Source organism: Pontibacter ramchanderi, from assembly GCF_002846395.1.
GTDB classification, from domain to species: Bacteria; Bacteroidota; Bacteroidia; order Cytophagales; family Hymenobacteraceae; genus Pontibacter; species Pontibacter ramchanderi.
This window is the reverse complement of record NZ_PJMU01000004.1, coordinates 37,721-54,258: the sequence shown is the minus strand read 5'-3', so window position 1 is coordinate 54,258 and position 16,538 is coordinate 37,721. Positions and strand designations below refer to the sequence as shown.

General features: G+C 51.3%; 11 protein-coding genes. 10 read left to right on the top strand and 1 reads right to left on the bottom strand.

Going from position 1 to position 16,538, the window contains the following annotated elements:
- Nucleotides 1-140 precede the first annotated feature (140 nt).
- The 10 genes from BD749_RS17360 (at nucleotide 141) to BD749_RS17315 (ending at nucleotide 15,015) form a co-directional block, all read left to right on the top strand.
- Entirely contained in the window at nucleotides 141-1,706 is a 1,566-nt protein-coding gene (locus BD749_RS17360; RefSeq protein ID WP_101446850.1) for an N-acyl-D-amino-acid deacylase family protein, read from the top strand.
- Nucleotides 1,707-1,928: 222 nt separating this feature from the next.
- A complete protein-coding gene (locus tag BD749_RS17355) occupies nucleotides 1,929-3,398 on the top strand; it encodes a protein kinase domain-containing protein (RefSeq protein ID WP_180336450.1) in 1,470 nt (489 codons plus the stop codon).
- A 78-nt stretch (nucleotides 3,399-3,476) separates the two neighbouring features.
- Complete coding sequence (locus tag BD749_RS17350) at nucleotides 3,477-4,952, top strand: DUF5687 family protein (RefSeq protein ID WP_245869397.1); 1,476 nt, start codon at nucleotides 3,477-3,479, stop codon at nucleotides 4,950-4,952.
- Nucleotides 4,953-5,009: 57 nt separating this feature from the next.
- Entirely contained in the window at nucleotides 5,010-5,705 is a 696-nt protein-coding gene (locus BD749_RS17345; RefSeq protein ID WP_101446845.1) for an ABC transporter ATP-binding protein, read from the top strand.
- A gap of 165 nt (nucleotides 5,706-5,870) precedes the next feature.
- Nucleotides 5,871-7,241, top strand: a complete 1,371-nt coding sequence (locus BD749_RS17340; protein WP_101446843.1) for an amidohydrolase family protein — start codon at nucleotides 5,871-5,873, stop codon at nucleotides 7,239-7,241.
- Nucleotides 7,242-7,313: 72 nt separating this feature from the next.
- The gene (locus tag BD749_RS17335; protein WP_101446841.1) at nucleotides 7,314-8,087 is read left to right on the top strand and encodes an MBL fold metallo-hydrolase; all 774 of its coding nucleotides are present in this window, start codon (nucleotides 7,314-7,316) and stop codon (nucleotides 8,085-8,087) included.
- 22 nt (nucleotides 8,088-8,109) lie between these two features.
- The gene (locus BD749_RS17330) at nucleotides 8,110-8,472 is read left to right on the top strand and encodes a DUF1622 domain-containing protein (protein ID WP_101446839.1); all 363 of its coding nucleotides are present in this window, start codon (nucleotides 8,110-8,112) and stop codon (nucleotides 8,470-8,472) included.
- 435 nt (nucleotides 8,473-8,907) lie between these two features.
- A complete protein-coding gene (locus tag BD749_RS17325) occupies nucleotides 8,908-9,591 on the top strand; it encodes a hypothetical protein (protein WP_180336449.1) in 684 nt (227 codons plus the stop codon).
- An 868-nt stretch (nucleotides 9,592-10,459) separates the two neighbouring features.
- Nucleotides 10,460-13,582: a SusC/RagA family TonB-linked outer membrane protein gene (locus tag BD749_RS17320; RefSeq protein ID WP_101446837.1), complete on the top strand. Its 3,123-nt coding sequence runs from the start codon at nucleotides 10,460-10,462 to the stop codon at nucleotides 13,580-13,582.
- Nucleotides 13,583-13,596: 14 nt separating this feature from the next.
- Nucleotides 13,597-15,015, top strand: a complete 1,419-nt coding sequence (locus BD749_RS17315; RefSeq protein ID WP_101446835.1) for a SusD/RagB family nutrient-binding outer membrane lipoprotein — start codon at nucleotides 13,597-13,599, stop codon at nucleotides 15,013-15,015.
- Between the two features lie 173 nt (nucleotides 15,016-15,188).
- Here BD749_RS17315 and BD749_RS17310 read toward each other — a convergent pair whose 3' ends face one another.
- Nucleotides 15,189-16,472 (bottom strand): serine hydrolase, encoded by a 1,284-nt coding sequence (locus tag BD749_RS17310; RefSeq protein ID WP_245869394.1) that lies wholly within the window; start codon nucleotides 16,470-16,472, stop codon nucleotides 15,189-15,191.
- Nucleotides 16,473-16,538: the final 66 nt, after the last annotated feature.

The window sequence follows — 16,538 nt, the reverse complement described above, 5'->3', positions numbered from 1 at the left end:
AATTAACAGGGAATAAAAAATCTTGTAAAATAATTTTACAACACTATAAAAAATTTTAAAATAAAAACCCGCTAACCCAGAAAGGTGCAAACCAAATGGGGAAGGTATTGCTTTTTAAAGCGTATAAATTATCTTTAAGAATGGAAAAAATGTATCGCCTCGTCTTCTCTTTTGTCAGCTTTAGCATATCGTTTCTTGTATTTGCCTCCTGCCAGCAAATCCCGTCTGATCAGAATCGATACGAGCTGCTCATTCGGAACGCCACGGTAATCGACGGTACAGGAAATCCGGGCTTTGCAGCGCATGTCCTCATCAATGGCGACTCCATTGTACTGATTGATACCGACACCACGTCGACCTATACAGCAGATCGCGCCATCAATGCAAAGGGGCTATACCTGACGCCAGGCTTCATTGACACCCACGCGCACGGCGATCCGCTCGAGACGCCCGATTTCTCTAATTTCCTATCGATGGGTGTGACGACTATTTGCCTGGGTCAGGACGGCTTCAGTCCGGAGCGCGAAGACCTGAAAGAATGGATGCAGGAAGTATCCGCAAAAGAGCTAGGCGTGAATATAGCCATGTTTGCCGGGCACAACACACTTCGTATGCTATCAGGTATACAATATGACTCTATACCTACGGCCGAAGGTATGGCGAAAATGGAGCAACTACTCACAGCCGCCCTTGATGCCGGCTGCTTCGGCCTGACCACTGGTTTGGAATACAACCCCGGCTATTATGCAGGTCACGACGAACTGAACAGGCTCGCACACATCGTAGGTAAGAAAAAGGGTGTATTGATGAGTCACATGCGCAACGAGGATGACGCCTTTGTAGAGGGCTCTATCAGAGAACTTCTGGAACAAGGCAAATACTGTCCGGTGCATGTATCGCATATTAAGGTGGTGTATGGCAAAGGCGAGGATCGGGCCAACCGCGTACTGCAACTACTCGACTCTGCCCGACAGCAAGGTATACAGGTGACCGCTGACTTTTATCCCTACACCGCTAGCTATACCGGTATTGCCATACTTTTCCCGGACTGGGCCAAGCAGCCTTATAATTACGAAGAGGTACTAAAGACCCGCCGCCAGGAACTTGCTACTTTCCTGCGTAACAAGATCATACAGCGCAACGGTCCTGAAGCGACGTTGATCGGATCAGGTCCCTATAAGGGCAAAACCTTGAAACAGATAGCCGAACAACTGAACAAGCCATTCGAATTGGCTCTGATGGAAGATATCGGTCCATACGGAGCGGATGGTGCCTATTTCATCATGGACGAAGCCTTGCAGGAGACTTTCTTAAAAGACCGGCATATCATGATCTGCAGTGATGGCAGCCCCGCAATGCGACACCCCAGAAGCTACGGCACCTTTGCCAAAGTGCTGGAGACTTATGTAGTCAAAAAGCAACTTCTCTCCCTGGAAGAGGCTATTCATAAAATGACCGGATTGTCCGCCAAAACAATTGGTTTGCACGATCGAGGTTTGGTGAAGCAAGGCTATAAAGCAGATCTGCTATTGTTTAAACCAGAAGAAGTGCGGGAGAATGCGACGTATGAGCATCCGCATCAGAAAGCTGGTGGGTTTAAATATGTTTTGGTGAATGGGGTTGTGGTAAGGGAAGAGGGAAACGAGACTTTTTTAACAGATGGAAAAATGCTTGTAAAGATAGGTACAGGGAGAAGGACAGATTAGAAAATGCTGAATAAGTGAATTTTCTTATCATTAGTAAACTTGCAGGTAGAGACAAAAACGAATCACCCTATCCAGCCATATTCATCTACCTGCTTATCAATAGTAAACTCTTATTCAATCTATTAATCATCTACCATTGTTTTGTTTAAAACTACTACTGGCTCCATTATTACCACCTAAACTTATCTTTCCCGTATTACCCCATGTGATTACATGGGTACTATGAGCATACCGGAAACAAACGGCATTTTTGCAACACATTACTTATTAAAAGAGAGACTAAGTTCTAACAGGGTAGAGGAAGTCTGGAAAGCGGAAGACTGGTCAGCGGAAGGCGCTCCTGTTACGCTAAGGCTATACGCTCCACACATACGACTCGACCACCAAAGTCTGGACCTGCTGCAAAAAGAACAGGAGCAGCGGGCTCAGTTGCGGCACCCGCACTTACTTTTACCTTCCCGTTTTGGCATTCATCAGGGCATTCCCTTTGAAGTAGCGCCCTTGCAATCTCAACAGACCCTGGCACAGTCCGCACCGCTTCCGGAGAGGGAAGTAGCCCGATTGATCGCACAGGTTGGCAGCGCGTTGGAGTATCTGCATACACAGCGGCCTGCTTTAGCCCACCGGCAGGTCAACCCAGCCAATATCGTACTGGATGCCAATGGAAATTACCTACTGGCTGTACCGGCGCTGAGCAGTCAGTTGCGCACCCTGTTGCACCGTGCTACCGGCACGCCACTAGCACAAGGCACTGCCTATGCCGCACCAGAGCTTTTTGGCACTCACCCAAAACATACAGGTGCAAGTGATGTGTTCGCACTTGGGGTAAGTTTGTACGAATTGTGCACTGGCGAAACTCCCTGGCTGGGCAACGGCGGTTTAAGTCTAAGCCAGGGGGCAGAGATCCCGATCATCCCTACTCCCTACTCCCGTATACTGAGCAACCTGGTGCGGGCCTGCTTACATCTTGATGCTGAGAAAAGACCCACCGCAAAGGTACTTGCAGAGGAAGCAAATTACTTTCTGGAACATGGCAACTGGAAGCCCTACGGTGCCTTTGGCGATGTGACAGCAGAATCGATAGTATATAAGAAAAGCTCCAGCTTATGGCCGGTTTTACTTGTTTTACTCATTTTAAGCGCTCTAGGTGCAGCCGCTTACTACTATTATATTAACAGGACGCCTGATCAGGAATTAGCAAGCGAAACAGAAGAAACAAAGCGCAACCCCATCATACCTACCGCTACAGACTCCGTAGTTGCCGACACTGCGCAGTCAGTGACCAAACCTGACACACCCGTTAAGAAGCAGGCCACGAGCAGGAAACCGTCCGTTGCAACGCAGCAAAAAACTCAGCCGGTATCTAAACCTGTCCCGGCCCGACCAGCTAAGCCCTCCTACCCGCAACCTTCCAGTTTGGAGGGGTACCTGAGTGGCATGCTGAACCATGACATACCGCTGCAGGTTCGCGACCAGTGGAGAACGCCCATCCGAAAATACTTCTCCCCGGATGCCATCATCTATGCCCGCATGAACGATGCTCCGCTTGGAAGTTTTGGCGTAGGTGAGTTTATTGACATCCTTTTAAGTACCGAGGCAGGCAACAGCATTGTGATCGACAAAATCATTTACGACCCGGAGGACGAAAATGCCATAGATGAAATCAACGTCAGCATCGTGGCTGTTGAGTAGATTATTTTGGTAATGGTATAGCACTTGGTTTTTTACTGATATTTTTTAATATTTAAAAAGCTATATGTATTATACCTTATGTTTGGAACTTTACTTAACCTGCAGCTAAAGCAGGCACGCCGTTCACCGGCTTACCAGAAAAGCCTGGTGGTGAATATTATTCTGGGATTTTTCATCATCTATTTTGCCCTCCTCTTCCTTTCGCTTGGCTTTTTTGGGCATAAAATATTGAGCGAGATTTACCCTGACCAAAGCCCTCTGGTCTCGTTTAACAGCTTTCTCCTTATTTACTTTCTGATAGATCTGGTCTCGCGTTTTATGCTGCAGGACCTGCCGGTGCTGGCGATACAGCCATACCTGCATTTGCCCGTGAAACGCAACAAGCTCGTTCACTTTGTGCTGCTACGCTCTATACCTAGCGTGTTTAACCTGCTGATGCTGTTGGTATTCGTGCCTTTTATGTTCCGGGCGGTGGTGCCGGAGCATGGCACAGGTATAGCGCTGGTATGGCTAACCTCGCTCCTGCTGCTCACATTCATCAACAACTTTATACTTATTTACTTTAAGCGGCAACTTACCTCCAACCCAAAACTCACTCTTTTGCTGGCCCTGGCTGTCGGAGGGCTCATGCTGCTCGACTATTTACACGTGCTGTCTTTGCGACAGTTTTCGGTGGCGGCCTTCGGGGCCTTGCTGCAGCAGCCCTGGCTGGTGGTGGTGCCGTTGCTGGGCTTGATCGGCGTATACCTGCTGAACTACCGCTTCCTGATGCAGCACCTATACCCAGAGGAGATCTATGTCAAAAAAGTGTCGGCAGTAGAAGGAAACGACATGGCTTTTTTGAACAGGTTTGGCGATACGGGCAAATTGATTGCCTTAGAGCTTAAACTCATCTGGCGGCATAAACGGCCTAAGTCCATGGTCATGATCTCTGCCTTCCTGCTCTTCTACGGACTTATTTTCTATACCAACAAGGTATACCTGGAGGGATGGGGCATGCTTATTTTTGTGGGCATTTTCGTAACGGGCTCCCCAATGTTTAATTACGGACAGTTTGTCCCTGCCTGGCAAAGCGCGCACTACGATGCCCTGCTCACCAGACCCATTACCACGTACCAGTATGTGAAAGCGAAGTACCTCATGTTTATACCTTCCATTCTGCTGGTTACGGTGCTCACGCTGCCCTATGCCCTGTTTGGCAGCAAAGTACTCCTGATCAACCTGGCCAGCTGTCTCTTTAACATGGGTGTGAACAGCATTGTGGTGCTCTACTTTGCAGCACTCAACAAAGACCGGCTCGACCTGAGCAATGGTTCGGCCTTTAACTGGCAAGGGGTGGGCGCCTCCAAGTTTGTGATGATGCTGCCGATGATCCTGGGTCCGGTGGCCCTCTTCCTGCCCTTCTCCTTTATGGACATCCCGCAGTGGGGCATTTTCGCCATCGCCCTGGCTGGCGCGCTGGGGTTAATTTTCCACCGCCAACTGCTCCAGTTAATGGCCAAACGCCTGGAAGAACGGAAGTATACCCTGGCTGCCGGCTTCAGACAGCACTAACAAGCCCTATTGCCCAAAGGCGAAAACATCAGCTATACCTGAAAAAAAATAAACAGAATGATCGAAGTAAAAGACCTTGTAAAAGCATACAGCGACACGACTGTCGTTAACATACCTTCGCTCCACATAGCAGCAGGCGAGACCATTGGTTTGGTGGGAAACAACGGGGCGGGCAAAACTACCTTGTTCCGGATGCTGCTAGACCTGGTGCGTCCTACCAAAGGAGCTGTTACCTCCAAAGGTATAGCGGTGGCCCATTCGGATGCCTGGAAACACTATACCGGCTCCCACCTTGATGAGAGTTTTCTGATAGACTACCTCACGCCGGAGGAGTACTTTAAATTTATTGGTGACCTGCATGGCTTGTCCACCGGCGACATTCAGGAGCGGCTGCAGCCCTTTACCGATCTTTTCAACGGCGAGATATTGCAGCAGCGCAAATACATCCGCGACTTCTCGAAGGGAAACCAAAAGAAAGTAGGTATAGCCGCCGCCGCACTCTCGCACCCCGAGCTTCTGATCCTGGACGAACCGTTCGCCAACCTGGACCCCAGCTCTCAGATCAGGCTTAAAAACCTGCTCCGCAGCCTGCACGAGCAGTACGGTATGACCATGCTGATTTCCAGCCACGACCTTAACCACGTGACTGAGGTATGCAAGCGCATTGTTATCCTGGAGAAAGGCCAGATCGTGCAGGACATGCAGACGACTGAAAACACCCTGCAGGCCTTGGAAGCTTACTTCACGGTATAGCGACCTCCCAGCCTAGGTATAGAAGCCGCCGATCCCCGATCTGGCGGCTTCAATGCTTTACAGGGTACAGAGTAGCTCATTTCCGACCCTGAAACAGATTTTACGTTATAGCATTAATAACATTAGATTTCAACGAATCAAACGACTACTTAGCCAACATTTGCCATGAAGCTATACCTGTTTCTTCTCTTGCTGGTAGTGCCGCTGTACCCTGCCCTTGCGCAACAACCTGTCAGTTCCCGCGAGCGGGAGGTGGTGTTCCGCGGGGTCCATGTCATCCCGATGGACAAAGAGCAGGTGATTAAGAACCAGACGGTGGTGGTGAAGAACGGGAAAATAACAGCCATTGGCAACACGGGAAAAGTGAAGTACAGTAACAATGCGCTGGTTGTGGAAGGCAAGGGCAAATACCTCATCCCCGGCCTCGCCGAAATGCACGCGCATGTACCGCCAGTCGACGATTTGGAGCAGATGAAAGAGGTGCTTCAGTTGTTCACGCTGCACGGGATCACCACCATCCGGGGTATGTTGGGGCACCCACGCCACCTGGAGCTGCGCAGCAAACTGCAGTCGGGTGAGCTTATAGGTCCCCGGTTCTATACCTCCGGCCCTTCTCTGAACGGCAACAGCGTCAAGACACCCGAAGCCGGTGCAGAGATGGTAAGACAACAAAAGCAGGCAGGTTACGACTTTCTGAAACTACACCCCGGGCTCAACAACGAGACTTTTGCCGCCATTGCCAGTACGGCCAATAAAGAAAGCATGCCCTTTGCCGGCCATGTATCCTATGATGTGGGTGTCTGGCGGGCCATAGAGGCAGGCTACGCGTCCATCGATCACATGGATGGTTTTGTGGAGAGCCTGGTACCAGGGCTGGAAGCTATACCTGAGCAGGAAGCCGGCCTTTTTGCCATGTTCATAGCAGACCAGGCCGACACCACCCGTATACCGAAGCTGATGGCCGCCCTGCGCGAGAAAAACATCTGGGTGGTGCCGACACAGGCCCTGGCCGAACGCTGGATGTCGCCGGCTGAGTCGCCGGAAGTGCTGGGCAGCAAGCCTGAGATGAAATACATGAACCCCAAAACGGTGCAGAACTGGGTGGCGACCAAACAAAAACTGATGGCCGACCCGCGTTACGACGCCGCCAAAATAGACAGGTATGTGAATCTGCGCAGGAGGCTGATCAAAGTGTGTAACGACAACCAGGTGGGCCTGCTGCTTGGTTGCGATGCCCCGCAGGTGTTCAATGTGCCCGGCATTTCGACGCACCAAGAGCTTGAGTACCTGGTGGCAGCCGGTTTGAGCCCTTATGAAGCGCTTAAAACCGGAACCATACATGTGGGCAGGTATTTCAACCGGGAAGACATCGGGACACTCAAAGTAGGATCCGCGGCGGACCTGCTGCTACTGCACGGCAATCCGCTTCAAGATATCTCCCAAACCCAGCGCATAGCCGGTATTGTGATCGGCCATACCTACCTGCCCGAAGCGCATATCAAACAATCGTTGAAAAAGCTGGAGAAAGGAAACTGAACAAGAACTAAAAGCGACTTAAGTTGTTAGAAATCCATCAAACTAAATTCTGACCACATTAACATTAAACCGATGAAGTTAAAATTCTTTCTGATGCTGGCAGGTTTGCTCCTGCTATTCACAGCCCAGGCCCAGCAAAAAAACAACACCGATCGCATTGAGACTGCCAAAGGTCCTATTACCATTCAGCCGGTGCTGCATGGCACCGTCGCACTTACATGGGGCGGCAAAACCATTTACGTAGACCCTTACGGCGGTGCAGCAGCATTTAAAGGTATAGCGCCCCCCGACCTGATCCTGATAACCGACATTCATGGCGACCACCTGGACCTGAAAACGCTGGAGGCACTCAAAACAGACAAAGCAACCTTAGTGGTGCCACAGGCGGTAGCCGAGCAGCTACCGGCCAGCTACAAAAACCGGATAGTGGTGCTCCATAATGGACAAAAAACCGAACAGCTAGGGATCGACATATCCGCCATACCGATGTATAACCTGCCTGAAACAGAGGATTCCCGCCATACCAAAGGCCGTGGCAATGGCTACTTGCTGCAATTCGCCGACAAAACCGTATACCTCTCGGGCGACACAGAAGACATACCGGAGATGCGCGCCCTGCGTGACATCGATGTGGCCTTCGTCTGCATGAACCTGCCCTATACCATGGACATCGACCAGGCGGCTTCTGCAGTGCTCGAGTTTAAACCAGCAATCGTATACCCGTACCACTACCGGGGTCAGGATGGACTGAGTGATGTGGAGGCCTTCAAGCGCAAAGTGAACGAGGGTAATCAGAACATTGAGGTGCGCCTGCGCAATTGGTACCCGGAGAACGCTAAAAAGTAAACTCAAACTCCCCAGACTGCCCATGCAGGATTTCAAACTCTACATTGAATACATTGCAAGTGCCATAGAAGCGATTGGCGTCCTGATCATTGCGATCGGGTCGACCATTGCGCTTTTCCATTTTGTTTTTCCGCTGCGCCCCAACACACGCCGCTCATATAAGATGCTCCGCCACGAGCTCGGCAAAGCGATCCTGCTCGGCCTTGAGATACTGGTCGCTGCCGACATCATCGCGACGGTAGTGACGGAGGCTACCATGGAGCGTGTGCTCACCCTGGGTTTAATCGTGCTGATTCGTACCTTCCTGAGCCTGTCGCTGCAGGTAGAACTGGAAGGCCGCTTCCCCTGGCAGCCCCGCCGACCCGAGGCAGAACAGCCCCTCTAACCCTTTGCCGGGTATATGCCTTAAAATCTGCTAACTCGTTTCCGTCCCTTTCAGGTGCCTGCCCTTTTCATTAATCCGTTGTGCGCTGAAAGCATGAGGCTCCTTTTCAAAAAGCCCCTTGTGGACGCAGAAAACTGACTATATCACCCGCTTCTCTCAGTATTGAAGAGTGGTCTATAACTGCTTCATCCCTAGCAATCAGAACTTTAACCATCTTATTGGTGTTACCCCTGCATGCAAATGCGCGGAGGGTGCGGCATTGGCCGCACACCAGAACCTATCTTTTCGGGTCTGGCTGGCAATAAAAAATAAACTTTTGAAGTTAGTGTAAAAAGGTTTTTGGATTTACAGCATAAAATCGGCTATTCGACTTTCTCAAAAAAATATTATTTTTATATTTACCGCAATTCAACTTTTACCATTATTACAAAAAACATGAAAGCATTCTTTCTTTCCTTATTGATTGGGCTGACCATAGCGGCACCAGCAGTGCAGGCACAGGAAACAGCTAAAAATGAGAACAAGTCTGCTACTGCGCTAACAGGGCAGTTTAACGACCTCAAGAGCAAGTCCAACTCCTATATGGAAGGCAACAGAGAGTATAAAGTGGTGAACGTGGGTTTGCTTAACTCATTCTGGCAAAGTGTGCAGGCCACGATCAAGGAAGTGGAGCAAAAGCAAATTAAAGACCTGAACGCTACCCGCGAGGACCTGGAAACCGCTCAGGCACGTATCGCGGAGCAGGAGAAAGAGATTGAAGCACTGAAGCTGGACAACGCCCAAAAAGAAGCGGCTGTGCAGCAGAGCGAAGATGCTGTGAACAACCTGCATGTGCTGGGTATCCCGATCCACAAGCAGATTTACGTGATCATCAACACTGCCATCATCGCCCTCCTGCTCATCGCACTGGGTGTTGTTTATACCCAGTTCAAGAGCAGCAAGAAGGTGACAGACCAGAAAAAGAAAGAGTTTGACGACATCGACCGTGAATTCGCCGACTTCAAGAAAAATGCCCGCGAGCGGGAGATCAAGATCAAGCGTGAGCTGCAAACGGAGATGAACCTGGTGGCAGAACTGAATGACCAGATCGCTGCCCTGCAAAAGAAAGTGCACGCCTAAGCGGCCTTATACCTTAGTCGATATACAAAACAGGCTGCCCAATGAATGGGCAGCCTGTTCTGTTTTAGGGCCACAGGTGGTCATAAAATTTTCTCTTCCGCTTGTTCTTTCTATCCCTGCCATACATGTAATACACAAAGTAACCAACAGCGTAGAGGGCTAAAACCGATAGAATGATAATGATCTCCATGCGTTTCTATACGTAAACTTCGCATAAAAGACCTCTTACTCCTGAAATCAGGCTTTTGCTATACCTGCCGGCCCAGTATTTATAGTGCCGATTTTTGCCCAAGAAAACGGCTTGTGCTAAGGCTAACACATCAGGTTGCGCTTTCCTCATCAAACGAAGCAATGCATCCAAAACCATGTTATAACAACGGATCAATCCTGCTTCCTTCCTAAACTAAAAAAACCACATTTCTCCCTGCAGTGCTATACAGCTGCGCGGCAATCTTTATACCCGGAAGTGATGATAGCTATGCTTAATTTAGCACTTAACAAATATTTATTTGGCATTAGTTAACCCCTTTAGACCGATAATTATCCCTTCTGACTGCCTAATTTCATCGGATTTTGTTTCAAACTTGCATTTAACAGCATCTAATATTGCCTTTTTTATGTATTCGTCGTATACAAGACAACTTTTCCATACTTAGCCCTATAGTGTCCAGACAAACCTGCTTTAGCTGGTTCATGTAGTAAAGTAGCGGCTTGCTTACAGAACACCTGCAGGCAAACACCGAAGAGGACATTACGAACTGCTCAAGAGCACACGAGCTGCCTCCTGACTCAGACTACCCGACATGCTGAATATTTGAATGTAAATTTCACTTTCTATAAATTTTATAATGCACTAAACAGGATCATTATGAAAAACACCTTTACACTCATTTTATTCATGCTATTTGTGCTGGGCTCCTCAGGTGCCTGGGCACAGCAGCGGCAAGTCAGCGGGCGCGTGACCGCCTCCGACACTGGCGAGGGGATGCCTGGCGTTAGTGTGGCCCTGAAGGGCACTACCACCGGCGTGTCCACCGACGCAGAAGGCAACTACCAAATTCAGGTGCCCGACAACAACGCTGTTCTTGTTTTCCGCTTCCTGGGCTACCAGACAAGGGAGGTAACAGTGGGAAGCCAGTCTACCATCAACGTAAACCTGGCAACAGACGCACAGGAACTTGGCGAGGTAATGGTAACGGCGCTGGGTATTACCCGCGAAAAGAAGGCCCTGGGCTACGCGGCACAAGGGGTGCAGGCCAAAGAACTGACCGAGCACCGGCAGCCGAACGTGTTGAACGCCATGCAGGGCAAAGTGGCGGGCGCCACTATCTCGAGCACCGGCGGCGCGCCGGGTCAGGGCACCAAAATCCAGATAAGGGGCATCAACTCCATCGACGTGAACAAAAGCAACGAACCGCTTTTCGTGATCGACGGCGTGATCATGGACAACAGCACCTCTACGTTTGGGCAAAGCGCCGACCTGCGCGGTATGAGTAACCGCCTGACCGACCTGAACCCTGACGATATCGAGAGCATCAACGTGCTGAAGGGGGGCGCGGCTACTGCGCTGTACGGCTTACGAGGCGCCAACGGTGTAGTCGTGATCACGACCAAAAGCGGTCAGCAGGGCAGCTTGCGCGTCAATTATACCGGCACCGTAGGTATAGAGGAAGTGAATAAATTCCCGGATATGCAGGACACCTATACCCAGGGCTATTCCGGCGTGTATGACCGAAACAGTTTCTGGCCTTCGTGGGGACCGACCGTGGAGGAAGCCCGCCGCCTGGACCCTACCCATCCCGAGAAACTGTACAATCATTTTAAGGATGCCTATGAGATGGGCCACCAGTACCGCAACAGCCTTTCTTTTTCGGGGGGCACCGAGGCCATTACCTTCCTGTCATCGCTCTCCCACTTCCGGCACGAAGGGGTACTACCCTTCACGAATTACGAAAACTTCTCCGCCCGCCTCAACACCGATTTCAAGATCAGTGACAAGGTTCGCTCAGGCGCTAACTTTAACTACATCAACTCAGGGGGCTTCCGCTACAACGCCGACCGCTTCAACGAAAGTCTGAGCTATTGGTCGCCGCGCTGGGATGTGAAGGATTTCCGCAAACCCGATGGCACCATGCAAAGCTACGGCAACGACAACCCGCTGTACGGCGCCGCTACCAACCGCATGGAGGATGATGTGAACCGCTTCATCGGCAGTTTCCATGTAGGGTATAGCCCGGTCAGCTGGCTTGATCTGAGCTACCGTGTCGGGCTGGACAATTACACCGATGACCGCACCCGCACAGCGCCCGGCCCAAGGGGAATTGCCGATGAGCGCGTATATGAGGACAACGAACAGGGATTTGTGTATGAGTATACCACCAAGTTCCGCACCATCAACTCCTCGTTCCTGGCCACCGCCAACACCAAGTTCGGCGAGAACTTCAACGCCACGTTCCGCCTGGGCCACGAACTGTACGACAGAAGGGTAAAAGGTTTTGGCGTGGAGGGCGATAACCTGACTGTGTATGACTACTTTGACCTGCGCAACGCCCGCTTGCTTCGCTCCACCCAAACGCAGTCAGACTACCGCCTGATGGGTATATTTGGGGAGGCCTCCGTGGACTACGGCAACTTCCTCTTCCTGACCCTGACCGGCCGTAACGACATCACCTCCACCCTGCGCAAACCGAACAACTCGTTCTTTTACCCATCAGTGAGCTTAAGTTATGTCTTCTCGGATCATCTCCAGTTGCCGTCCGTCATCAACCAAAGCAAGTTGCGCCTGTCGTATGCAGGTATAGGCAAGGACGCCTCTGAGTACGCTACCTCCTCTGGTTTTGCACCTTACAACAGCCTGCCAACCGGATACACTGGTTTTACAAGAGCAGCGCTGCTGGGTAACGAAGCGCTCAAGCCGGAGTTTACAAACACATTTGAGGCAGGCCTGGAGATGGCGTTCCTGGACAACCGACTGGGATTTGATTTCACCTATTACCACTCCCTTAGCAAAGACCTGATCATCAACATCGACGTGGCTTCCTCGACTGGCTATGTGCGGGCTGCTGTGAACTCCGGCAAAATGCGCAACAGGGGCGTGGAGCTGGTGCTGAACGCAACGCCTGTCCGCACCGAGAGCTTTACCTGGGACACGAAACTGATCTTCTCCGCAAACCGCAACAAGATCCTGAGCATTCGCGAAGGCCTCACCGAAATACCGTACGCCTCGCAGTTTGGCTACGTGGGCTCCACCGTTACCATGAAACTTATACCCGGCCAGCCGTTTGGCAACATCTACGGCTCACACTGGCAGCGCTACTATGGGCCCGGCGAGGAGCCTGATCCGCTGTTCATTGACACAGACCGGCCAATCGTGATCGGTGAGAATGGTTTTCCAGTACGCGCCCCGCTTACCAGTCAGAAGATTCTGGGCAACTCACAACCAGACTGGATCGGCGGTCTGACCAATACCTTTACCTACAAAAATCTGAGCCTGACCAGCTTGTTTGATGCCCGCGTGGGTCACGAAAGGTATAACCAGATGGGCAACTTTTTCTCTGCCTTCGGTATAGCTGAGTATACTGAGAACCGCAACGAGTTCAAGGTATTTGAGGGCGTGCTGGCTGACGGAACCCCGAACACGAAACAGGTGTGGCTGGGCCAGGGAATCGGACCGGACGGCGTAGGCTACGGAGACGGATTTTACCGCCGCTTCCACAGAGGGGTGTCCGAGAACTTTGTGGAAGATGCCTCCTGGGTGCGCCTGCGCTCGCTTACACTGAGCTATACCCTGCCCAACAGCTGGTTTGAGAAAACTTTCATCCGAAACAGCTCGGTGGGGCTTACGGGCAACAACCTGATCCTGTGGACGGACTTTTCGGGTTTTGACCCTGAGAACAGCGCCACCCCAAGCGGCAGCAACGTCGACGGCTTTGCCGGCTTCACCTATCCTGCTGTCAGAAGCTATCTGTTTACGCTCAATGTCGGATTCTAAACCCTACGAAAATCATGAAAAAGCTATATCGCTATACCTTAGCGTTTCTCCTGGCAGGGGTTTCGCTTGGACTACAGAGTTGTGAGGATTACTTTGACCTGCACGACAACCCGAACCTGGTGTCGAGCCCGCCGCTCAATGCCATGCTCTCCACAGCCACCCACAAAACCGGGCTCAACAGCCAGCGTGTGGCAGCCACTACTTCCTTTTATGTGCAGTACCTGGCCAGCCCCGTGGCAGGCAATGCCACCGACACCTACCAGGTAGTGGACCTGACCGGCTCCTGGGACGCGATCTACCTGGCCATGGCCGACATTTACGACATGAAGCAGCGCGGAGTGGAGGAAGGCGCCTCCGACTACGTGGGTGTTGCCAACATCCTGATGGCCTACCACCTTAACCTGGTGATCGACCACTGGGGAGATGGCCCCTACTCTGAGGCTTTCAACAACAGCACCCTGACACCCCGCTTTGACTCGTCGCAGGACCTGTACGCAGAGGCCCTGCAACTGCTGGATGAAGGTATAGCTGAGTTGAATAAAACAGACTCGCGTGTGACACTGAGCAAAGCCGATGACCTGATCCATGGAGGTGATAAAACGAAGTGGATCCGGACGGCCAACGCCTTCAAGGCGCGACTGCTCAACAAGGTTAGTAAACTACCTTCCTACAACCCGGCTGCGGTGCTGAGCGCCGTTGAGAATTCTTACCAGTCTAATGCCGACGACGCACAAATGGCTGTGTTTGTTGACATCAACCCTTGGGCTGCCGTAGCGCGCAGCAACACCTCTCTTGTGCTGGGCGGCTGGTTGTCGGAGCAGCTCGTGAACCACCTGAACGGATCTACCTACGGTGTAGTAGACCCAAGGCTAACACGCATTACTGACCCTACTGTGGCCGGTACGTTTGTGGGCACTCCCAATGGTGTAGGCAATGTGGGGCCGGCCAACAACACCATACGCGACGAAGTATACATCTCACGCAACTCCCCTCTGACCGGAGACCTGGCCCCCATCACCATAGCCTCGTATGCCGAGATGAAGTTTGTGGAGGCCGAAGCCGCTTTCAGGGCTGGCAATCGCCAACGGGCATATGATGCTTACATAGCAGGCATAACAGCGCACATGAACAAGGTAGGGGTACCGGCCGGTGAGCGCGATGCCTACCTGAGTAACCCCGCTGTGGGTGTAGGCGCGGCCAACCTGACCCTTGACCTGATCTTCAAGGAGAAGTATGTGGTTACCTACCTGAACGCAGAAGCCTGGACCGACGCACGTCGCTACGATTACCAGTACGCCAGTTTCGAGCTACCTGCCAATGCCGACCTGAGCACCTTTATCCGCAGGATCGCTTACCCGCAGGGAGAAACAAGCAAGAACCCGAACACACCGGACTCGCCTGTATTGTCAGAGCGTTTGTGGTGGGATCAGTAGAGTTTAAGAATTAGAGAGTTTGAGAGTTTAAGAGTAAATTAAATTTTCTGACTTTGGTAGTAATGGAAGCAGCAGCTGATCGGGGTGGGTCGGCTGCTGCTTTTTTTACTTCCGGCTAATATGCGGTTCCTATCCGCAACATGCCTTAGCAAAGCGTTGGAGCAGGTATATAACTAGTAGGTCAGCCTGAATTTGTCGAGGTTGGGGAGGTGTTGCTTTTTGCGTTTCAGTTCATGCTCGTAGAAGGCGCGGCCAAGTTGCTGCATAAACGGATAGCCTATGGTTTCGTACTCATACTTGCCATCGTTGAAAATGCCGTCCTCATTCACCAGAATAACCGCCGAGAGCAGGAACTCTACCTGCTTGTCGAAGTCCACGATGTAGGCGTTGTCGATCAGGAAGCCATATGCATTGCCGATCTTGTTGAAGATGCGGATATTGTCAGGTATGCGGTCTTTCGAATTCCCGTACATCAGAAACTTCACATAGCCATCCGGGTACTCTTTTGGGTCGTAGGCCGGATAGTCGCTTTCGCGGGGCAGCATGCTCATGTATTTGTAGAGAAAGGTATAGTCGGCTTCGGTTAGGTTGAAGCGCTGCTGAGCAGGCACTGCCTCCGGAAAAAGCACAGTTTTGAGTATTTCTTGCAGCGCTTCCAGCGAAATGTAGTTTTTAGCCGTGAAATCCATCGGGCCATTTACCAACTGGTCGCCCACCACGTGCCCTTTGCCGAGCATACCATCAAATTTTATCTGCGTGAAAGGCGTCGGGTTAATGATCAAGGGCTGCTCATAAATTACCTGGCCATTTTTGTAAAACCGGAACGGATTTGTGTGGCGGTTCTCATCTGGATTCAGAAAAAGGCTGAGCCGGTGCACAAGCTGTACCTCCCTGAAGCCTTTCTTGTGCAGCGTTTGATTCAGAGCTTGCTGCCCCACGAACTCATACAAGCGGTTGTAGGCATCGTTGTCACTCACCAAAAACAGTTTCTTGATATAGTGCGCAATGCTAGCCTGCCCGTCGGCAGAGGTGCTGTCGCCCCGCACCGGGTTCTGGCCACTGTAGGCGCTGTCAACCTGTAAAGGCGTATACTTATCAAGCCCGTCTATACCTAGTTCGTTTAGCTTCTCCAGTGCTGCTAAGGCTCCCGGCAGTTTTACGGTGCTGGCTGGGTAAAAGTACTCCTCCGGATTAACACGGTAGGTATAAGAAGTGAAGTGCGGCTGGTTCTGCTCGTCGCGGTCGATCTGGGTATAGAGGATTTGCACACGGTACTGTTCCGGCTTGTCGAGTATGGCTCTAAACTGCCCGGGTCTGGAGGCGAGTACTTTTTCGATCATATTCATTTGCTTGCTTCCCCCCTGTCCGCTACCCGCACACGATGCAAGGACTATACCTGTGGCCAAACCCAGGTATAAGGCCAGTTTATGCACGGCGGGCAGAAGTGTTTTCATCATGGCAGGGTTTTCGGTATACAGCATTTAAATTAAACAGCTTTTCTAGTTTTGCCATGCTTTTAAAGG